The organism is Acinetobacter sp. YH12128 (assembly GCF_013418655.1).
Taxonomy (GTDB): Bacteria; Pseudomonadota; Gammaproteobacteria; order Pseudomonadales; family Moraxellaceae; genus Acinetobacter; species Acinetobacter amyesii.
In genome coordinates, this window is sequence record NZ_VPBO01000005.1 from 77,973 (window position 1) to 99,006 (window position 21,034).

General features: G+C 40.5%; 23 protein-coding genes. 14 read left to right on the forward strand and 9 right to left on the reverse strand.

The window, feature by feature from the left end; all coding sequences use genetic code 11:
• Positions 1–435: 435 nt before the first annotated feature.
• Positions 436–774 carry a hypothetical protein gene (locus FTU64_RS04510; protein ID WP_180059302.1) on the forward strand — a complete coding sequence of 113 codons (339 nt, stop codon included), beginning with the start codon at positions 436–438 and terminating at the stop codon, positions 772–774.
• Positions 775–823: 49 nt separating this feature from the next.
• Here FTU64_RS04510 and FTU64_RS04515 read toward each other — a convergent pair whose 3' ends face one another.
• A complete protein-coding gene (locus FTU64_RS04515) occupies positions 824–1,222 on the reverse strand; it encodes a hypothetical protein (protein WP_168379312.1) in 399 nt (132 codons plus the stop codon).
• Between the two features lie 242 nt (positions 1,223–1,464).
• On the reverse strand, positions 1,465–2,259 hold the full coding sequence (locus FTU64_RS04520) for a hypothetical protein (protein WP_180059324.1): 795 nt from the start codon (positions 2,257–2,259) through the stop codon (positions 1,465–1,467).
• Between the two features lie 171 nt (positions 2,260–2,430).
• On the opposite strand from FTU64_RS04520, the gene metG reads away from it, so the two are divergent.
• Positions 2,431–4,488, forward strand: a complete 2,058-nt coding sequence (gene metG, locus FTU64_RS04525; protein WP_180059303.1) for a methionine--tRNA ligase — start codon at positions 2,431–2,433, stop codon at positions 4,486–4,488.
• A gap of 117 nt (positions 4,489–4,605) precedes the next feature.
• On the opposite strand, the gene FTU64_RS04530 is transcribed toward metG, so the two are convergent.
• Positions 4,606–5,388, reverse strand: coding sequence for a restriction endonuclease (locus FTU64_RS04530; protein WP_180055533.1), 783 nt, complete (start codon positions 5,386–5,388; stop codon positions 4,606–4,608).
• A 333-nt stretch (positions 5,389–5,721) separates the two neighbouring features.
• On the opposite strand from FTU64_RS04530, the gene FTU64_RS04535 reads away from it, so the two are divergent.
• Positions 5,722–6,078: a hypothetical protein gene (locus tag FTU64_RS04535; protein WP_067764607.1), complete on the forward strand. Its 357-nt coding sequence runs from the start codon at positions 5,722–5,724 to the stop codon at positions 6,076–6,078.
• Positions 6,079–6,126: 48 nt separating this feature from the next.
• Here the strand turns inward: FTU64_RS04535 and FTU64_RS04540 are convergent, their stop codons facing one another.
• Entirely contained in the window at positions 6,127–6,750 is a 624-nt protein-coding gene (locus tag FTU64_RS04540; RefSeq protein ID WP_180059304.1) for a LysE family translocator, read from the reverse strand.
• A 171-nt stretch (positions 6,751–6,921) separates the two neighbouring features.
• Here FTU64_RS04540 and FTU64_RS04545 point away from each other — a divergent pair, with 171 nt between their 5' ends.
• Entirely contained in the window at positions 6,922–7,380 is a 459-nt protein-coding gene (locus FTU64_RS04545; RefSeq protein WP_168378581.1) for a DIP1984 family protein, read from the forward strand.
• A gap of 236 nt (positions 7,381–7,616) precedes the next feature.
• Here FTU64_RS04545 and FTU64_RS04550 read toward each other — a convergent pair whose 3' ends face one another.
• A complete protein-coding gene (locus FTU64_RS04550) occupies positions 7,617–7,820 on the reverse strand; it encodes an NF038215 family lipoprotein (protein WP_078192274.1) in 204 nt (67 codons plus the stop codon).
• A gap of 306 nt (positions 7,821–8,126) precedes the next feature.
• Between FTU64_RS04550 and FTU64_RS04555 the strand changes: the two genes are divergently transcribed.
• From FTU64_RS04555 to FTU64_RS04575, 5 genes are all read left to right on the forward strand, one after another.
• Positions 8,127–8,675, forward strand: a complete 549-nt coding sequence (locus FTU64_RS04555) for a TetR/AcrR family transcriptional regulator (RefSeq protein ID WP_180059305.1) — start codon at positions 8,127–8,129, stop codon at positions 8,673–8,675.
• Between the two features lie 6 nt (positions 8,676–8,681).
• The gene (locus FTU64_RS04560; protein ID WP_180059306.1) at positions 8,682–10,331 is read left to right on the forward strand and encodes an MFS transporter; all 1,650 of its coding nucleotides are present in this window, start codon (positions 8,682–8,684) and stop codon (positions 10,329–10,331) included.
• Positions 10,332–10,393: 62 nt separating this feature from the next.
• Positions 10,394–11,512 carry an HlyD family secretion protein gene (locus tag FTU64_RS04565; protein ID WP_180025846.1) on the forward strand — a complete coding sequence of 373 codons (1,119 nt, stop codon included), beginning with the start codon at positions 10,394–10,396 and terminating at the stop codon, positions 11,510–11,512.
• A gap of 147 nt (positions 11,513–11,659) precedes the next feature.
• Positions 11,660–12,550: a 1-aminocyclopropane-1-carboxylate deaminase/D-cysteine desulfhydrase gene (locus FTU64_RS04570; RefSeq protein WP_180004752.1), complete on the forward strand. Its 891-nt coding sequence runs from the start codon at positions 11,660–11,662 to the stop codon at positions 12,548–12,550.
• Between the two features lie 33 nt (positions 12,551–12,583).
• Positions 12,584–13,783, forward strand: a complete 1,200-nt coding sequence (locus FTU64_RS04575; RefSeq protein WP_180059307.1) for an NAD(P)/FAD-dependent oxidoreductase — start codon at positions 12,584–12,586, stop codon at positions 13,781–13,783.
• 93 nt (positions 13,784–13,876) lie between these two features.
• On the opposite strand, the gene FTU64_RS04580 is transcribed toward FTU64_RS04575, so the two are convergent.
• The 4 genes from FTU64_RS04580 to FTU64_RS04595 all read right to left on the reverse strand — a co-directional run bounded on the left by FTU64_RS04580 (position 13,877) and on the right by FTU64_RS04595 (position 16,731).
• Positions 13,877–14,038, reverse strand: coding sequence for a hypothetical protein (locus FTU64_RS04580; protein ID WP_180059308.1), 162 nt, complete (start codon positions 14,036–14,038; stop codon positions 13,877–13,879).
• A 160-nt stretch (positions 14,039–14,198) separates the two neighbouring features.
• The gene (locus FTU64_RS04585) at positions 14,199–14,345 is read right to left on the reverse strand and encodes a hypothetical protein (RefSeq protein WP_180059309.1); all 147 of its coding nucleotides are present in this window, start codon (positions 14,343–14,345) and stop codon (positions 14,199–14,201) included.
• A gap of 69 nt (positions 14,346–14,414) precedes the next feature.
• A complete protein-coding gene (locus tag FTU64_RS04590; protein ID WP_180055539.1) occupies positions 14,415–16,178 on the reverse strand; it encodes a mechanosensitive ion channel in 1,764 nt (587 codons plus the stop codon).
• 274 nt (positions 16,179–16,452) lie between these two features.
• Positions 16,453–16,731 (reverse strand): hypothetical protein, encoded by a 279-nt coding sequence (locus tag FTU64_RS04595; RefSeq protein ID WP_078191085.1) that lies wholly within the window; start codon positions 16,729–16,731, stop codon positions 16,453–16,455.
• Between the two features lie 348 nt (positions 16,732–17,079).
• Between FTU64_RS04595 and FTU64_RS04600 the strand changes: the two genes are divergently transcribed.
• The 5 genes from FTU64_RS04600 (at position 17,080) to FTU64_RS04620 (ending at position 21,024) form a co-directional block, all read left to right on the forward strand.
• A complete protein-coding gene (locus FTU64_RS04600) occupies positions 17,080–17,502 on the forward strand; it encodes a hypothetical protein (RefSeq protein ID WP_078191199.1) in 423 nt (140 codons plus the stop codon).
• A gap of 337 nt (positions 17,503–17,839) precedes the next feature.
• Positions 17,840–18,787 (forward strand): transporter substrate-binding domain-containing protein, encoded by a 948-nt coding sequence (locus FTU64_RS04605; protein ID WP_180004747.1) that lies wholly within the window; start codon positions 17,840–17,842, stop codon positions 18,785–18,787.
• A 70-nt stretch (positions 18,788–18,857) separates the two neighbouring features.
• Positions 18,858–19,601 carry an amino acid ABC transporter permease gene (locus FTU64_RS04610; protein WP_168378571.1) on the forward strand — a complete coding sequence of 248 codons (744 nt, stop codon included), beginning with the start codon at positions 18,858–18,860 and terminating at the stop codon, positions 19,599–19,601.
• A complete protein-coding gene (locus FTU64_RS04615) occupies positions 19,601–20,284 on the forward strand; it encodes an ABC transporter permease subunit (protein ID WP_180059310.1) in 684 nt (227 codons plus the stop codon). Before FTU64_RS04610 ends, FTU64_RS04615 begins: the two co-directional genes overlap by 1 nt.
• Entirely contained in the window at positions 20,281–21,024 is a 744-nt protein-coding gene (locus tag FTU64_RS04620; RefSeq protein ID WP_373886569.1) for an amino acid ABC transporter ATP-binding protein, read from the forward strand. Before FTU64_RS04615 ends, FTU64_RS04620 begins: the two co-directional genes overlap by 4 nt.
• The last annotated feature ends 10 nt before the right edge of the window (positions 21,025–21,034 follow it).

Sequence of the window (21,034 nt, forward strand, 5' to 3'; positions counted from 1 at the left end):
GGTACTTTTGTTTTGGCAAAAGTACCCAAAACCATTGTCATCCGCAAAACTCGTTCACTAGCGTCAAATTATTCAAAGTATCGCAAAACCATTTTTGATTAGAAGGAGTCCTGTCTCAAACACTTGCGGATGACCTTACCGCGTATCATTCTTTTATTTGAAGCAAACGGTGCGTCTGATGTTACTGCGTAACATCAGTGAGTAATTTAGTCAGCTTTCAAACAATTTTTCTAACGTGTGACGCTTAAAAATGCACCTGCAACTGATTTTTGCGGCTAAACCAAAGCCTTTAAATTTGAATTGATTACATATCAACCATACATTTTCAGCGTAATTTCAGTTTATATTTCAGTCGTTTCAACAGAATAATCAAAGCGATGGATGTGCAATCTAAAGGCACATTTTGTACTTTTAATTTTAAAAATGGGGATGACGATGTATCAGAAGACTGTGTATAAGAAGAATATGTATAAAACGGCTTTATGTGCCTTGATGCTCCTGACTTCAGCAGCCTATGCAGAAATTGCGACTGAAGCCATTCAAACACCTGACCGACAAACTGTGGCGATTGGTGATAGCCTCGATCTCATGCGCTCGCGTATGCAAGCTTCTCCGATGAAAATGGTGTCTTATCCGCTGCAAGAGAAAAATCAGCCTGCAAAATTGGCGGTAGATTACACCTATGAAATTGCCAATATGCGCTACGTGATTACCGTAGTCGATGATCAAGTCAAAAATATTAAGACTGAAAATTTAGATGGATTAAAGCAATGAAACCTAAAAAAGCCGCTCAAGATAGAGCGGCTTTTTTCATTAGACCCAATTAAGCTTGGTCATCTTTTTTAAACTTATGCAGTGTGTCAGAGGCTTTCTTTTTTAACTCGTCAAATTTCTCTGTCGCCTGCACCTTCAGTTCATCAAATTTTTCGACAGCCTCATGTTTAAGTTCAGCTGCTTTGACTTTGGCTTCATCAAATTTATGACTCGCTTCTGCTTTTAACTGCTCTAGACGGTCTTTGGTTTCTGCATGCTGTTCTGCATGTTCATGTTTGGCCTCATTTAAGGCTTTTTCACCCTCAAGCTTGAGCTCTTCAACTTTATGCTTTGCACCATCGAGTGCTTTTTCGCCTTCTAGTTGCGCCTCTTTGGCCTTGAGTTGTATGTCATCACCGAGTTCTGATGCTTTATTTTTTAAATCATTTAATGTGCTTTCTGTTGTCATCTCGCTCACCCTATTCTCAGTTATTGCCTAACAATAGTTATAACGCGATTTGAAGCAGATACCTGAAATAGACGCATTTAGAAACAAATCAACCACAGGAAAACGCCATGTGATTGCCTATTTTCACAATGGCTTGATACAAATATGTATGGTCGATTTTACTCTATGCTTTTAATTTTAAAGGATGATGTAATGCAAAGAGATCAATGCCACTCCTATGCATTGATCTCTTGAAATTAAACTTATTTGCTGACCGTACTCATAAAGCTCACTGCGGAAAACAGCCAAATAAACAGGATAAAACTCCGTCCCTGATTAAAATGCGCGACATCGGTACCATGCAAAATATTATGACGGGTCATCGCTACGGTAGAGCTGCTATCCATTTGATAGGCCGCCAATTCGGCAAAATACGGATTCAACTCATTGGCAATTTTAGATTTGTGCCAAAGGCTTTTAATTTCACTGCCTTTAAGTCCCGGTACAATTTTATAGACATCGACAAATTTAGTGCCGTTTTGATTTAAGAAACCGGTTTGAATCAGCACGTCAGTCAAAATACCTTCAAGCTGTGCATATAACACAGGGACACAGCCTGTATGGATGTCTAATTTATACAGTTTAAACGCATCTAGAAGCACCTGACGGCGCGGCGCTTTATGTTCACCAATATTCAAAGCATCAAAGGCTTTCAACATTTCAGTTTGGAAAAACTCGCTATTGATGACATTCAGAAAATCAAAGTCTGCATCATTTTCATGTTGATGAAGCAGTTGCCAAAAATACAATAAATTTAAAGCATCATTCGCTACTTTCATTTCTACCGGCTGATCTAATTCATCGGCCAAAATATCGAAGTAAGGCTCATCTTGTGCCAAATGACGCAGGGTTTGAATCAGTAAGGCATGCTCATCTGCAGAAATCTGTTCTAAATATTGCTGCGCATCTTTGATAATGTGATGCCCCAATTTATGACGCTGTTCATTTTGAGGAATACGAGTGATTGGCTGATCGTCTTCATAGTCATCTTCATACATGGGCTTGTTACTCTTAGGCATCACAGTTATGCCCTATTATCACTGTAATTGTGTCAGCAATATAGATTTTTTTACTTTTGCAAAGATTTCACCTATTCCCTTGTGCAAGTACTGGCTATCTCATGTAAAATTACAGCCCATTGCATAAATACGAATGAGAGAGTCATATCCGTGCGTAATATTTTAGTTACTAACGCCCTTCCATACGCGAATGGCCCAATTCATATGGGTCATTTACTCGGTTATATCCAAGCAGATATTTGGGTACGTGCGATGCGTGCAATGGGTCATAACGTGACTTATGTATGTGCGGACGATGCTCACGGTACAGCGATTATGCTACGTGCGGAAGCCAATGGTATTTCGCCTGAACAGCAAATTGCCAATGTGCAAAAAGAACATGAACGTGACTTTGCTGGCTTTAAAGTTGACTTTGACCATTACGACTCAACCAACAGCCCTGAAAACCAAGCACGCGCTTCTGAGATTTATATTAAGAACCGTGAAGCAGGCAACATTGCTGTACGCCCTGTTACGCAATTGTTTGACCCTGAAAAAGCGATGTTCTTGTCTGACCGTTTCATTAAAGGCACATGCCCAAAATGTAAAGCAGAAGACCAATACGGCGACTCTTGTGAAGTGTGCGGTACAACCTATAACGCAACTGAATTGTTGAATCCGAAATCGACTTTAAGTGGTGCGACTCCTGTAGAGAAATCTTCAGATCACTACTTTTTTAAACTGCCGAACTTTGGTGAATACCTACAAAAATGGACACGTGATGAAGGTCGTCTACCTGTGTCGATTGCCAACAAATTGGATGAATGGTTTGAAGCAGGTTTATCTGACTGGGACATCTCACGTGATGCACCTTACTTCGGTTTTGAAATTCCAGATGCGCCAAACAAATACTTCTACGTTTGGGTAGATGCACCGATCGGCTATATGTCGAGCTTTGAAAACTACATCAAGACCAAACGTCCTGACCTAAGCTTTGATGATTACTGGAAAAAAGATTCGAAAAATGAGGTGTATCACTTCATTGGTAAAGACATCGTTTATTTCCATGCATTGTTCTGGCCTGCAATGCTTGAAGGTGCAAACTACCGTACCCCAACAAGCTTATTCGTCAATGGTTTCTTGACTGTAAACGGTCAGAAGATGTCTAAATCTCGCGGTACGTTCATTAAAGCGGAAACTTATTTAGAGCATTTAAACCCTGAATATTTACGTTACTACTTTGCCTCTAAACTGTCTGATAAAGTTGAAGATTCTGACTTAAATCTTGATGATTTTGTTCAGAAAGTAAACTCTGACTTGGTTGGTAAAGTCGTGAACATCGCAAGCCGTTGTGCGAAATTTATCAATACTAAGTTTGATAACAAACTTTCTGCAACGTGTGCAGAGCCTGAATTGGTTCAAAGCTTTATTGATGCAGGCGCTTCAATCGCTGCGCAATATGAAGCGCGTGAATTCTCTGCGGCGATCCGTGAAATCATGGCACTTGCTGACAAAGCCAACCAATACATCGACGAGAAAAAGCCTTGGGCGCTTGCGAAAATTGAAGGCGAAGAACAGCAAGTTCATGACGTATGTTCAGTAGGTATTAACCTATTCCGTCAATTGGCTGTTTACCTTGCACCAGTACTTCCTACATTGGCAGCAGAAGTTCAGAGCTTCTTAAAATTAGAATCTTTCGACTTTGCTTCTGGTAAAACGATTTTGGTGGATCATGAAATTGCTCAATTCCAACCATTGATGCAACGTGTAGACCCAAAAGCGGTTTCTGCTATGGTCGATGCGTCTAAAGATTCTTTAGCTGCGCCTGCTGAAGCGCCAAAAGCGGAAAAGAAAAAAGAGAAGAAAGCTGAGAAAAAGCCTGAGCCTAAAGTCGGTGAAGCTGAAATTATCGGCATTGAAGACTTTATGAAAGTTGACCTGCGTGTGGCTGAAGTTTTAGAAGCTGCTCACGTTGAAGGTTCGGATAAGCTACTTCAATTGACTTTAAATGTCGGTGAAGCTGAGCCACGTAACGTATTTAGCGGTATTCGTGAGTTCTACCAACCTGAAGACCTTAAAGGTAAACTGGTGGTGATGGTGGCTAACCTTGCACCACGTAAGATGCGTTTTGGTATTTCTAACGGTATGGTTTTAGCTGCGGGTAATGGCGAAGGTGTTTGGGTAATTTCACCTGAAACTGGTGCTAAAGCTGGTGATAAAGTTTCTTAATTTTTTAGATTAAGATAAGAAAAGCCTCTACGTTGTAGGGGCTTTTTTATGCCTAAAAGTTCCCTCTCCTTTTAGGAGAGGGTTAGGGAGAGGTCTTCTTATAAATTTGAGATGATTTTATTCATTAGTTCTAATATTTTGAATTAATTCATATATAGCTTCTTGATCTGCTTTAGGTGCAACTAAAGATGGCTTAAAAACACCATCCATTATCATTTGATATTCAGCATTTAATAGCTTTTGATCCAACCAATTAAGATTCAAGTTTAACCATTGAACTAATTCAATAAAATCTTCTGCTAAATCATGTCCAACCTTTTCAATTAAATGTGTTCTTAAGTCAATTGGATACAAATTATTTTTAGCTTTTGTTAATACGTCAAATATTGTTAACAATAACCAAGCAACTGAGAACTTTGGAGTGTCATAAATTTCTTCTCTTAATCCATATTCTTTTCGTATAGATTTTTCATGTGAAAAATACCTTATTTCAAGTAGCCTTGCTCTTTGAATATATGTTTCTAAAATTTCATTTTGAATATAACTTTTAGTTTTAAAAATTAATTCATCTAAAGTGTAGAGTTCAATATTTGTATTTTTAGTAGCCTCTATTGCACCAGATTGGAAACCAATTTGTGAGATAATAAAACCCTTATCTGCTCCAATATCATCGACTATAGTGCGTAGGGCTAAAACTTTTTCTTTTGGAACTTTTGTTTTCCGATATTTTGCTTCTATCACCCATTTGATATTTGTACCTAAATATTTAGAAGTAACATAAACATCAATATCATGTTCGGTTCGAACACCAGTAATAGTCTCATTGGTAACAGCCTTTACTCCTAGACTACGAAAATGCTGTGCTATTTTTTCCTGAAAATCAAACCAATCTTTCGCCATTTTTTCAATTTATTAAATATGTACTACTATAGATTATATTTTTTAATCAAACCCGCATACAAATTTTAACTCTTTCAAATATATACCTCTCCCTAACCCTCTCCTAAAAGGAGAGGGAAAATTCATTGTGACCCCAATGAAACCATTCATTCCAAACAACTAAAAACTTTAAGCATTCACTATGCTAAAAAGAGCTAAAACTAAAATATTGACAAATCGCTCTATGAAAAAAACTACTTATTAAAATTAAAGTAAATTTAATTTATTGATATTTCACTATCTTTATATAAAATGTGCTCGCTTTTTATAATTTATTAATCTTAGGGGTACAACATGAAAAAATTATTGGTTGCAGCACTAGCAGTTTCGACAGTGGCTTTCACTGGCTGTTCAATCCGTATGGCGGATATGACTGTAGCTTCTACAAAAAACTATAATTTAAACTCAAATCAATTCGTAAAAGGTCAGCGCGTTACTGGTGAAGATAAAGTACCAGTTGTGTTATTCCCACTAGGTATTCCAAATTTCAAAACAGCAATTGACCGTGCTATCGAAAAAGACCGCTGTGCAGTTGCACTTTCAGACGTTGTTATCACTCAACTAAACCAAGCATTCCTTGTTGGTCAAATTGGCTATCGCGTTGAAGGTACACAAGTTATTGACCGTTCACAACCAGAATGCAACAAATAAAATTGCATAAAAAAGCTTCTATTCGTAGAGGCTTTTTTTTTCGTTCAATCACTTCATACCAAAAATCAACTTTAAACCCAGCACTGTCATCACTGCCCCAGCTGCCCGATCAAAACCCGCTTTAAACTTCAAATAGACTTTACGTGGTTTTTCTGCTGACAACGCCACAGCGACCAATGAGCACCACCCTGCATCGATAAAGAAACACAAAACTGGCAATACAAAGTAGAAATACGTCGGAATGTCTTTCGGTAAAAGTGCCGTAAAAATACTGGCTAACACAATTGCAATTTTAGGATTCGACAACTGAGTAATTAAACCAGTGGTAAATGCACGACGGAGTGACATCTGCGAGCTGCTGGCATCACCAACTTCAATCGGTTCTTTGGCATGTTTTATAATTTTAAATGCCATCCAAAGCAAATATAAACCACCGCAAATCTTTAAAGCCAAATAGGCCGAAGGCAATGCCAATAAAAATGCCTGTAAACCGAGGACTGCAAGCAAACCAAAAATTGCTGCACCAGTTCCTGTACCTAATGCAGTAAATAAACCGTGCTGACGTGAAATCGCAATTGAATTTTTCGCCACATATATTGACGTAGGCCCAGGGCTCATTGCACCTAACATCAACGCAGCCGCAATTGAGCCCAATACCCAAAATGATTCCACAGTTACACCGCTTACATATAATTTCGAGGCAATTTTACCGAGAGAAACTCTGAATTTCTCCCTATAATTTGCAAGGAATCATTCAATTGACCAAATTTTTCACTATAAATAACTTGAATACCGCATTAATCCATCGCATGATCGCTAAAAGTACAAATTAATATCAAGACAATGAAATTAGCCGAAGCCCTACTTTTACGCAGTGACTTACAAACTAAATTGGCATCGCTGCAACAACGAATCAATAACAACGTGCTCATTCAAGAAGGTGATGCACCTAGCGAAGAACCGAATGCTTTAATTCAAGAAGCATTTGCCGTAAATACAGAACTTTATGGCTTAATTGAAAAGATTCACGCCACCAACGCACAGGCTAAAACCAGTTCAGGACGCTGCATGCTTTCAGTGCTCAATGAACGTGATTTATTGACCCAGCAGCATCGAATCTTGCAACAAGCAATCGACAGCTCACGCCGTGAAAATGGTCGTTATAGCTCGAGTGAAATCCGTTGGATTAAAACCATTGCAGTGGCAGATTTACAGAAACAGGCCGATAGCATTAGTCAGCAACTTAGACAAAATAATTTAGAAATTCAGGCATCCAATTGGCAAATTGACCTGATAGATTGACCTGATTTAGTCATTTGAACCACGGTTCATTCCAGTTCGGGCATACTGGGCGAGTACAGAGCCTTTTTAAATGTTTGTAAGGCTTTAATCCAACAAACTAAACTGCAGAAGTAAGACGTCTACTTCAAAATGTTCACACATCTGACGTAGCACACTGCATCTGTGACTCTTTACATGTCACGTCTCACTACCGTGTACTGACAGTATGTCCACCCTATTTTTTATGCACCAATGTGCTAATCGTCATCTGCGGCGGCTTCATTGAGTGCAACATCGTCACGCGGTAATTTATAGTCATGGTCATTTACAGGGACACCGCCAATGATCATAGTGCGATGTTCATTTTGAGGACGATGCAATTCGTCAGTCGTATCACAGCCAACCATCCAAAAACTGCACAGGCACAGCATAGGCAGCACAGCCCGACTTAATTTGCGCATTGAATGCCCTCCATTTTTATAATTATCTTGTTTATAAATTCAGCATAGCATTTTTGTGTAGATATTCACCTTATTTATCTGCCGATTTAGGGTCAATTGTCAGGAATTATGTCTCAAAGATCTTACCAATGCGGATGAAAATTCATGTAGATATTAATATTTTTCCTTTAAAAATAAATAATTTATTCATTTTATTAAAACTACATAGCAGACAAGTTACAAAACTGCTATCGAATACGATTTTACTTCGGACACTTTTGTCCGTTTAATAGCAAGATAAATTTAAAATGATGATGCCAAAGAATAATGTCCACACGTCAACAACTCGCTGCACAAAATCGTGAAATCCTTTTAGAAGCTGCGATTGAGGTATTCCGTATTCACGGGATCAATGCGCCTTTACAACTCATCATGGATCAGGCTCAAGTTGGACGTGCGACGTTTTATCGTAATTTTAATGACCGTCGTGAGTTGGTACTCGCCTTAATGCAAGCTGCCTTGAACCGACTTGAACAGCGTGCGCTTAATTATGCACAGTTCGATGATGGATTTATTCGCCTCATTCAAGACCATATTTATAATATTCCCTATCTCACGGCTTTAATGGAATATTGGCGTGTGATCGATCGGGATGATCCTGCCATGGTTGAAATATACCAACGACGTGATGCCATATTACAACCGATGATTGATCAGGCCATTCAAAATGGTCGCTGTCGAGCAGACTTTAAACCGGCGGACTATGCCATGGTCACCTCTATTTTGCGTGCAGCTTTGCAAGGCCATACCGAAGCAGATCAGGAAAAACTCGCCAAACGTGCCGTGGAGTTTTTACTACATGGTATTTGCGGGTAATACGTCATGTCCAAATCTCCACGTTTATTGGAACCTGCTCCGGATTGGACACCCGAAGAAAAACCGACCCTGCCCGGCTCTCCCGCTGCCATTGCACATCCGACCTATAAGCGTTTTTTATACTTCTTTATCGGTTTATTTGTTGCGATCTCGGGCAGCTTAAGTAATGGATTCATTACGGCAAATTTACCCCTTCTACAAGGTGAATATGGCTTAACGCCTTCAGAAGCGGCATGGATCCCCGCGGCATTTGTTATGGCCAATGTCAGCTCCAACCTGATCTTATTTAAAGCCCGTCAACAATATGGACTTAGGCTATTTTCAGAAATTGGTTTGGTCTTATTTATCGCGGTGATGCTGCTGCATTTATTTGTCCATACCTATGAAATGGCAATTTTTGCACGGGTGATTAGCGGCTTACTTGCAGCTCCACTCAGTTCACTTGGGATGTATTACATCATGCAAGCGTTTAAACGTGCTCATTTTGGTCGTGGGCTTTATCTAGCCTTGGGCTTTCAGCAGTTGGGGATTCCGCTGGCATGGATCATGTCGCCCTATCTGGTCGATGTAAATGATTGGTCTATTTTTTACACCTTTGAATTAGGTCTAGCCTTATGTTGTTTGGCGATGGTGGTCTCTCTTAAATTGCCACGAAGTCTAAGAATCGAGGTGTTTGAAAAGCAAGATTTATTCACCTTTGCATTATTAGCACCCGGCTTTGCTTTGCTATGTATCGTGTTGACTCAAGGCCCGATTCTTTGGTGGTTTGAGGCTGAATGGTTGGCCTATGTACTCATCGCCGCTTTGATTCTTTTAGTTGTCGGTCTGACCTATGAACATTTTCGGGTCAATCCCCTGATTGTCACACGCTGGCTCGGAACATCGTCGACCGTGAGTTTTATTATCGGTGCCTTTGCCATTCGCTTTCTCATGTCTGAACAAAGCTATGCGGCCGTGAATTTTTTGAAAACCATGGGCATGGGACCCGACCAATTTGTTTCCTTTTATACCGTCGTGCTGATTGGGATTGTCTTAGGTACAGTGTTTAGTGCCCTGACCTTTTCCAAAGAAAAAATCGTGCTTCATCTGCTTGGTGCAGCAGGTCTCGTGCTCTTTGCCTGTGCGCTGGATTACCACCTGACCAGTGATGTTCGACCGCATGATTTTTATTGGAGTCAGTTTTTGGTGGGCTTTGCCAGTGGCATGTTTATTGGCCCACTTTTGCTTACAGGCATTGTCAGTGCTTTGCAAAAAGGCCCATCTCACATGGTGACGTTTATCGTGCTGTTTTCTGCAACGCAAACCTTTGGGGGACTGGTCGGATCATCGTTCTTTTCGACCTATCAGCAAATGCGTACTCAAACCTATCAGGCACAGATTTATAATGATTTATCGCAAACCTCCCCTATAGTCGAACAGCGCCTACAACAATTGGCGCAAAGTGCGCATCAATATTCTTTAGACCCCAATTTAGACCAACAACAAGCCATACGTAGCCTTAATCAAACCATCACACGAGAAGCCCAAGTTCGAGCCTATAACGATGTGATTTTTTTAAATGGCATATTCGCCGTTTTATTGTTGCTTTGGGGTTTATTGCTGATGGGCAAAAATAAATATCAATTACGCCAACAGCAACGCACGGATAGTAGCTAAAATTTTCCCGACTTAAACAACATAAGCAACCGCCAAATGACCTAATTGATATTGAGAACACCATGACCGAAGACCATAAACCCACTGAGCAAGCAGCACCGCAGCAACCACAAACAGCAACCGCTATGCCTGCGCCATCGAGCAAGCTTATTTCTACGCCGCAGCGCACCCTGATTTTCATGTTGATTATCCTCTTGTTGGGGATTGCACTGATCTTATGGGCGTGGCGGATTGGTCCATTTCATAACAGTATCGAGTCGACTGAAAATAGCTATGTCAAAGGCAAAACCACGGTGCTTTCATCACAAATTAATGGTTATGTGAAAGATGTTTTGGTGACGGATTTTGATCATGTGAAAAAAGGTCAAGTGCTTATGCATATCGATGCAACGACCTATGATCAAAAAGTCACACAGGCTGAATCTGGGGTGGAACAAGCACAGAACTCTCTTGCCAATCAAAGTCAAGCCATTGAACAACGCAGAGCAGATATTACGGCAGCCGAAGCGAAAGTGGACCAATCACGTGCGGCCTATGAATTAGCTCTTGCACAAATGACGCGCTACCAACAACTCGGCAATACTGGCGCTGCATCGAAATCAGAACAAGATAAAGCGATTGCAGACGCTAAAAATAGTTTGGCCCAACTTCATCAAGCAGAAGCCAATTTACTAGTTGCCAAAGAATCATTCAAAACTGCACAAGTTGCAGCGACAGGGCTTAAAGCGCAAGTGAATAGTGCCAAAGCACAATTTGATCAGGCAGTGACCACTAAAGACTACAGCACGATTGTGGCACCTATGGATGGTCAGCTTGGTGAAGTCAGCCCGCGTATTGGTCAATATGTTGCTGCAGGCTCTCAACTGATGTATTTAATTCCACAGCAGCGCTGGGTGACTGCTAACTTTAAAGAAACGCAAATTGCAGATATGCATATTGGTCAAAAAGCTTGGTTCAGCGTCGATGGTATGAAACATCAAAAATTTTACGGCAAAGTTGAGCAAATCTCCCCTGCGGCTGGTTCTGAATTTAGTGTATTGAAACCTGACAATGCTACAGGAAATTTCACCAAAGTCGTGCAACGCATTGCCGTGAAAATTGCAATTGATCCTAATCAACAAGGTTTAGAAAACTTAAGACCCGGTATGTCTGTCGTCACCTCCGTTGATGTTGCTAGTTAGTTGATGTTGCTAGTTAGCGGATGCTAGTAGTGAAGTGCTTTAAGTAAAGATGAATAGAACAAGATGCAAAGGATTTCATCTTCTGCAGCTCCCGTTTTACAATGCCTACCTATTTGAACTCTAACCACCAAGATAACGATCACCAACATGTTTGAATCTATCGCCCACGCCATTCCTGAGCAGACTATTCAATATCAAGGGGTTGATTTGTGTATTAAGCGTTTGGACTTGGTACACCCACAAATATCAGGCAATAAATTTTATAAACTCAAATATAATTTTATTGAGGCGCAGAAATTAGGCTTTAAACAGGTGCTTAGCTTTGGTGGTGCTTATTCAAATCACATTGCAGCCACTGCATTTGCTGCACATTTATTTGGATTCGGTAGTCTAGGCATCATCCGTGGGGAAGAATTACAACATCAAGCCCGAAATCCTACTTTAGCCACCGCCGAACGGTTTGGTATGCAGCTCAGTTTTGTCACACGCCAAAAGTATCGTGAACAGAAACAAGCTGACGCTTTAGCGCAATTACGACAGCAATATCCCGAACATTATGTCATTCCTGAAGGTGGAACCAATGCGTTGGCTATCCGTGGCTGTACGGAAATCTTAAATCACGAAAATCAACAAAATTTTGATCTCATCTGCTGTGCAGTCGGTACAGGTGGAACCATAACGGGCTTGATTGAAGCCAGTGCTGAACATCAACATGTTCTAGGTTTTTCAGCGCTCAAAGGCAATTTTCTTTGCGACGATGTTGCTCAGTTGACACAGAAAACCAATTGGAGCATCAGTGATGAATTTTGCTGTGGTGGCTATGCCAAAACAACGCTGGAACTTTTAGAGTTTATGCAGGACTTTGAACAACGCTATGCGATCCCATTAGAACAGGTTTATACGGCTAAAATGCTGCGAGGTATTTTCGGCATGATTGAGCGGGGTCAGATTACAAACCATCAGCGTGTTTTAGTGATCCATACTGGTGGCCTACAAGGTCGCTTGAAAGGTTCAACCGAAGCGCTAAAAAGCGTATAATCCTGCGTCCTTTCTTCCATGCGGAAACTTACCATGTCGCAAAATCAATATGATGTCCTTGTTTTAGGTGCTGGTGCATCAGGCTTAATGACGGCATATAAAGCGGCGCAGCGTGGACGCAAAGTTTTGGTGGTTGAAAAAGCTAATAAAGTTGGCAAAAAAATCCTAATGTCTGGCGGCGGTAAATGCAATTTCACCAATTTGTATGTCGAACCAGAAAATTATATTTCACATAATCCGCACTTTGTTATTTCGGCATTAACTCGCTATACCAACTGGGACTTCATTGGTATGGTCTGCGAATATGGCATTGAGTACGAAGAGCGCAAACATGGGCAGTTATTTACCCAAAATGGTGCAAAAGAAATTCTCGCCATGCTATTGGCAGAATGTGACAAAACAGGCTTGGTGGATATTAAAACCAACTGTGAAGTAAAAGCAGTCAATGCCTTGCCAGAACAAGGCTTTCAAGTGGCAACCAATCTAGGCTATTTTGAAGCAGAATCGGTGGTTATTGCCACTGGTGGTCTTTCTATTCCTACTTTAGGTGGTTCAGGAATTGGCTATGAGATTGCCAAACAATTTGGTCATTCTGTCTACCCCACTCGCGCTGGCTTAGTACCCTTCACTTTCTCCGATAGTTTTAAAGAAGTCACCACACGCTTGAGCGGCAATGCTGTTGAAGCCACGTTATCGAATGAGTTAAACAGTTTTACTGAGGCTCTACTCTTTACTCACCGTGGTTTAAGTGGCCCAAGCTCATTGCAGCTTTCAAACTACTGGGATGTCGGCCAACGCTTTAATATCAATTTCCTTCCAGCTTTAGATGTTTTAGATTTCCTCAAATCTAAGAAATCTAGTCAACCCAAAGTGTTACTGCGTACACTGTTCAATGAACACTTACCGAAAAGTGTAGTTATAGAATTACAAAATCTGATTTGGCCTGAACAAGCTGAATTAGCCATTGGCAATATTAGTGATGAAAAACTAGAACTTATTGCAAGCCGTTTAGAAAGCTTTGAAGTGAAGCCATCAGGCACTGAAGGTTACCGTACTGCTGAAGTTACACTCGGTGGTGTGGATACCACTGAAGTCTCATCAAAAACCATGGAAAGTAAAAAACAGAAAGGCTTGTACTTTATTGGCGAAGTACTTGATGTAACAGGTCATTTAGGTGGATACAATTTCCAATGGGCATGGGCTTCTGCACATGCAGCTTCTGAATACGTCTGATCTCGACATAGAATTAATTAAATATAACCTGCAGAAGATCTCTGCATAAAAAAAGGGCTGATTCATTCAGCCCTTTTTCTTGCCCGATCTGACTTATTCAAGATAGTCGGTTTTAAATAATGATACTGACGACGACGAAGTTCGTTGAATTGTCATATCCATTTTTTCAACGGCAACTGAAATATGTTGTGGTTGCACGCTTGCGGTTTGTTTGAGTGTCGATACTAAAGTATTGAGCATTGAAATTACCCCCATTTTGCCATTCCTTTGCACGGATCATAAGTGTCATTCATGACAGCAATATGAATCCTAAGTTTTTATATTTTAAGTAATATTCTATATATCACTATTACTTAAAATACCAATTTTCGAGTAAATTTCAATCATTATTTTTGGACTGATTGGTATAATTTTTTCACTTTTTTGGCGGTGATTGTTCTGCCTGCTCCAAATTAGTGCGTTTTGGTTTTGCAAAAATAAAGCGTCGTGCGCTTGCCAAAAAACCCACCGTGATCCCTGCAATAATCACTGGGGCTAAAAATTTATTCGGTGCTTTTGCCATACAATATTCCTTATAAAGCATTAAAATCGACCACTTAAGCGTGGCCGATTTTTTTAAAGACAGAATAGTTTAATTTGGATCATCTGGTTTTGGCGGGGTTAAAGGTGCCGAATTTTCAGCCTCGCCTGTCGATCCAAATGGATTATTTTGTGGTTGATCACTTGGGTTTACATCCAACTGATCTGGCGTGGCCGTTTCTTTTTCACTGACACCGGGAGCAGCCTGTTGAATGTTTGGATAGCCATCATCGGTTTTCACTTCAGAAGTCATCACAGATGTTGATGGCGTTGGACTCGCTGCAGACGATGTAGGCGTATTAAAGGTGGTTTTTGCCTTCGCCTGTTCCTGTACTGGATTCGGTTCGTTGGCTTCACGTTTTGCTTTATCAATAAGATCTGATAACAATCGTTCCGCCGGATTGCGACCACCTAAACCAAAGGCCAAAGCGAAAGCAACTGCAACCGCACCAAGCGTTAAACCAAAGGCCAAATTCACGATCGAGTCGGCAATACCCATGGCACGCAAGCCCATGGCTACAACCAAGCCCATAATCAGCACACGGACCAAATTACCTAACCAACGTGAACTGTTATATTCCCCTCGTTGCACCACATTTGCCACAATATTGGCAAGCCAGAAACCCACCACCAAGATTACAGCACCAAGTAAAATACTTGCACCGAACTGGATAAACATCGCAATTAAGGCACTGATTTGCTCAAAGCCTAAACGGTTAGCAGCTTCAGATACCGCAAACAACATTGTGAAAAATACAATGAGGCAACCGACAACATCCGACACTTTGGTTTTGCCCAAAAAGCGTTGAATGTCTAATTTTTCTGGCACAGTATCAACACCTGTACCCGAGATCACATCCACAACTAGACGCGCTACAAAGCGTGACACCACATAGGCCAAGATTAAGATTAAACCTGCGGCAATGATGTTCGGTATCGCATACATGATCTCATGTAACATGGCTGTTGCAGGCTGAGAAATCGCCTCGATACCAAGTGCTTCGAAAGCCACAATTAATGCAGTGATAATGACTATAGCAAAGACAAAATTACCCAAAACTTGAGCAAGTTTTGCGTTTTTAAACATGCCCACTTTTTCGACTTGCTGCTGCAAACTCAAACTGTTCACCAAGCCTTCCACGATACCTCGTACAATCTTCGCCAAAATATAACCCACAAAGACGATGACACCGGCAATAAAGATATTGGGAAGATAAGAAACAACTTCAGTGACCATATTTTGGATTGGGAACAAGAGACCATTCAAACCCAAGATCGATAAAACAATCGGTAGGAAAAGTAACAAGATTAGCCAATACACTATTTCACTGATATTTTGACTGATTGGGCTGACGCCAACCTCAGAACTGAGTTTTTCATCGAGTTGGGTTTTATCCAGCAGTTTCTTTGAACCGACTTTGACCAAACTTGCCACGATCCAACCAATAAAACCTACAGCTACCGCAGCCAAAAGCTGTGGAATAAATAACAAGAACTGCTGAATCATATTACTGAATGGGCCACTGACACTGGTCAAATTCAGCACATTGAGCGCACCAATGACGGCAATGATCAAAATAATCCAGAACACTACTCTGGAGACTATATTTTCAACATTGGAACGGTGCCCAGTTGCATTTGAAAGTTTTTGATTTGTACCTAATTGTTGCAGAACTTTTTTGACGCCAGCAGCAATCAATAAAGCAATGACCCAACCAATCAGGAGAATTGCTACTGCACTTAAAATGGGGTGAAACTGTTCCCAATAATACATGGCATCAAAACGGCCACGCGGACCACCCAGATAATCATTCATACGTTCGCCCTCATTGTTATACATGATCTGTTGTTATGTGCATTTTTACGTATGCCGCGATATCACACAGCATTGGTGCTTTAAACTTGAGCTTTCTTTTCCACCTTAGTTTTTGCGTATTTTTTAATCAACCAAAGTATGCATAACTCCAACAAAAGCTCACAATTGAATGTAAAAAAGCCTTGGCATAACCAAGGCTTTATTTGTGTCATTCTGATGAGATGCTTAAGGTTCAGATCTTGCAATCATGTAAATCTGACTCATGTATTTATCATCAATGATCTGTCGCAGTTGCAGTATTTGAATCATTGGCAACAGCTTCATCCCCCGCTGTACCGCTAGTCGTATCATTGGCAGTTGCAGTTTGTGCATTCGGTGCAGGATGATCAGGTGGTGCATCCGAAGCAGACGGTTTCATATCTGCAAACATATAAAACAATAACGCGATTAAGAAGATACCCACTAAAATTAGCATATACACTGGGATACGTTTTTTTTGTGTTGTTTCTTCTGCGCTGGTGGTATGGGGCGGTTTATTAAAATCGTGTGTCATATTCCCCTCGCTATTTTGTTGTTCGTCGTTCACTTTTTATACTAACAATACAATATCCTTTGTTGTGTGAAGAACAATTACAATCCGTGAAAACATGTAACTTGAAAGATCAGTTCAATTTACATCCGTCTTGCTGTTTAAATAGATGACTGATTTTTAGATTTAAAATCAATCGCTAAGGTAAAAATATCGGAGCATGAAATGAATGTACCATTTCAATCGTATTCATTTTCAGAGTATCAAGTGTTGCAAAAATAAATGCTTTTTTGAGCTAGATGGAATTCTCTGCTTTTGATGAATGAAATGAGCTATAATCATGCACCTTATTTTTCACCTGTTATCAAATCTATGGCGTACCATCAACAAGGTGTAACGCTTGATCTTGACACTGACGTCACTCATCAATGTTCCCTTCATTACACTCGTGATCAGCATCTTATTGGCATTATTGAATTTAGTAAGCCAAGTTATGTGTTGAAATGGGGTGATTTGGAATATTTCCGCCGACGTACTGAAGAGTTTTCAGTGATGCCATTCCCTGAATGCATCAATGCGATGGTGATTGATATTCGAAATATTGCGGCTTTTTTAGATAATGAAGTGCCTATTATTCCTTGGCGCTTGCTCGAAGAAGAATGCCCGATTCGCTTAGTTGTTCCCCAAGATCGACTGGAGCATTATGCTGGCTTTTTTGAACCGACTTGGTTGACTTCCGACGTAGACACAGCGATTCAAGAAATTCGTGAATTTATGGATATGTTTGTGCATTAACACGGAGATTAAACTAAAGTTTAATCCCGAAAACCTCCATTTGGAGGTTTTTTTATGCCCTTTTATTTTCATTATCTATTTCACAATAAATGTAATTCATTTAATATTCAATCGCTTATAACAAATTTACTTATAAAAAATCTTCATAACTTATCCCATTTCTTAGTAACAATTCGGCAATAAATTTTGCTTGAGCCTTGTTCGATTTATCACCTAAGATGTAGAAAATGATCTCTTTTTTATTGTTGAAACATTCTTAAAAACAGAGCAATAAAACTAAATACGTAACAAGATCATAAAAAGTGGATATTAAATCAGGGTAAAAGGAGTTTTAACGATGACGTCAAAAAAACATTTAGCAACTTTGTTCTGTGCAAGTGCGCTCACTTTAGGGCTTAGCGCATGTAGTGACAATAAAGCACCTACAACGGATAAAGCTGCAGGAAGTGAAGCTGCTGTTTCTGACTCAGGGACTTTAGATAAGATCAAAAAATCGGGCACGATTGTTTTAGGCTATCGCGATTCATCGATTCCATTTTCATATATCGCAGATAATCCAAACCAACCTGTGGGTTATGCACATGATCTTCAATTAAAAGTAGTTGAAGCAGTAAAAAAACAATTAAATCTTCCCGATTTAAAAATCCGTTATAACTTAGTGACCAGCCAAAACCGAATTCCATTAGTTTCTAATGGCACCGTCGATTTAGAGTGTGGTTCAACCACCAACAATAAAGAACGCCAACAACAAGTTGATTTCTCAACAGGTTTCTTTGAAGTGGGTTCACGCTTACTTACTGCAAAAGACTCTGGGATTAAAGACTTCGCTGACCTTAAAGGTAAAAAATTAGTCACCACGGCAGGAACTACATCTGAGCGTTATATTCGTCAACATGAAAAAGAGTTAGGTATTGGTGAAGTCATTTCTGCCAAAGACCACGCTGAGTCTTTCCTCATGCTACAAAATGGTCGTGCAGCGGCATTTATGATGGATGATATTTTGCTGGCGGGTGAAAAATCGAAAGCCAAAGATCCAAATAAATGGGAAATCGTGGGTACAGCACCGATTCAAGAAATTTATGGTTGTATGCTACGTAAAGGCGATACTGGCTTTAAACAAGTGGTTGATGATGCAATCAAAGCGACCTATAGCTCTGGTGAAATCAATGACATGTATAAAAAATGGTTCCAAACGCCAATTCCACCAAAAAATATCAATTTGAATTTCCCGATGTCTGATCAATTAAAAGCATTGATTAGCAATCCACATGACCGTGACGAATAACTTTCCCTAAACATTCTAAAGATGCTTAAGCCAAACGGATTTTGGCTTAAGCTCATTATAGGGAGTTCCTATGAATTATAGCTGGAATTGGGGTGTGCTGTTCCAATCTACTGGTGTAGGTGATTCGACCTACCTGAATTGGATTTTAATTGGAATCGGCTGGCTGTTTGTCATCGCTTTGGTGGCATGGAGCATTGCGATGGTGCTCGGCAGCATCTTGGGTATTATGCGTACCCTACCGAGTCCTGTAGCACGAGGTATTGGTACTGCCTACGTGACTATTTTCCGAAATGTACCCTTATTGATTCAACTGTTTATTTGGTTCTATGTTGTACCTAACTTCCTCCCTGCTGCGATTAAAAGCTGGTGGATGAATGACCTTGGAGCAAATACGACCGCCTTAATTTCTGCAAGTGTCGGTTTGGGTCTTTTTACAGCTGCACGGGTCTGTGAACAAGTCAGGACAGGTATTGAAGCGCTTCCTTTGGGGCAAACCAATGCTGGTTATGCCATGGGATTTAGCACGACTCAACTTTATCGCTATGTGATCTTACCGCAGTCGTTCCGCACGATTTTGCCACCACTGAGCTCTGAGTTGACCAACTGTGTCAAAAACACCTCAGTTGCGTCTTTGGTCGGTGTTGCAGAAATCATTTCACAGATGAAAACCATCAGTGAATACACGCAAAACACCATCGAAATTTATACCTACGTCACCATTATTTTCATCGTGATCAACATCTGTTTAATTGGTTTCATGAATTTTCTGGAAAAACGCCTACGCGTTCCTGGCTTAATTGCAGGAGATAAATAATGGAATGGCTCAGTTCTTTTATTCAAGACCTCCAAGCGTCTGGCCCTGCGCTATGGCATGGTTTCAGCATCACACTCAAAGTGGTGATCACGGCAACCATTGGTGGTGTCTTTATTGGGACTTTATTGGCGTTGATGCGCCTGTCCTCGATTAAGGCATTTAATATTTTTGCTAAAGGCTATGTGAACCTCTTTCGTTCTATTCCTTTGCTCTTGGTGCTGATGTGGTTCTACTTTGCCGTACCCTTTATCTACACAGGGATCACCGGTAACTATCTAACGATTGATACTGCCCTCGTTTCGAGTATCGTGGCCTTCATGCTATTTGAAGCGGCTTACTTTTCAGAGATTGTCCGTGCCGGGATTCAATCAATTCCTAAAGGTCAAACTTCTGCAGCTTATGCTCTCGGTATGAGTTATAGCCAAGCAATGCGCTTAATTATTTTGCCGCAATCTTTTCGCAAAATGACGCCACTTCTCTTACAACAAACCATCATTCTGTTCCAAGATTCAACCATGGTTTATGCCATCGGACTGTTAGACTTTTTCCGCACCAACTATGTTCGAGGCGACCTTATGTCATTGTTAACTCAATACATTCTGTTTGCTGGTTTGGTGTATTTCACTATTAGTATGATCGCTACCTATTCAGTTAAAAAATTACAACGGAGGTTAAGTGTATGACCGATCAAAAAACGATGATTGACCTCCAAAATGTCAGTAAATGGTATAAAGATTTTCAAGTGCTTACCGATTGCACGAGTCAAATTAAACAAGGTGAAGTGGTTGTGGTATGTGGGCCCTCTGGCTCAGGTAAATCAACGCTCATTAAAACCGTTAATGGACTTGAGCCTTTTCAGGCCGGTACGATTTTAGTCGACGGTATTTCCATTAATGACCCAAAAACCGATTTAAATAAATTGCGTAGTCGTGTTGGTATGGTGTTCCAGCACTTTGAACTGTTTCCACATTTATCCATTACAGAAAACCTGACCATTGCGCAGGTTAAAGTCTTGGGCCGATCAGAAGCCGAAGCCAAGAAAAAAGGCTTGGCTTATTTAGATCGTGTGGGTTTGAGTGCGCATGCCGCTAAATTCCCGGCACAGTTATCAGGTGGACAGCAACAACGTGTTGCGATTGCACGTGCGCTCAGTATGGACCCGATTGCCATGCTGTTTGATGAACCGACTTCGGCACTTGATCCAGAGATGATTAACGAAGTACTTGATGTGATGGTGGGTCTTGCCAAAGAAGGTATGACCATGATGTGTGTAACCCATGAGATGGGCTTCGCGCGTCAGGTTGCGGACCGTGTGATCTTTATGGATCAAGGAAAAATTGTGGAAGACTGCAGTAAAGATGATTTCTTTAATGCCCCTCGTGGTGAACGAGCGCAGCAGTTCTTAAATAAAATTCTGCATTAACATCAAAACG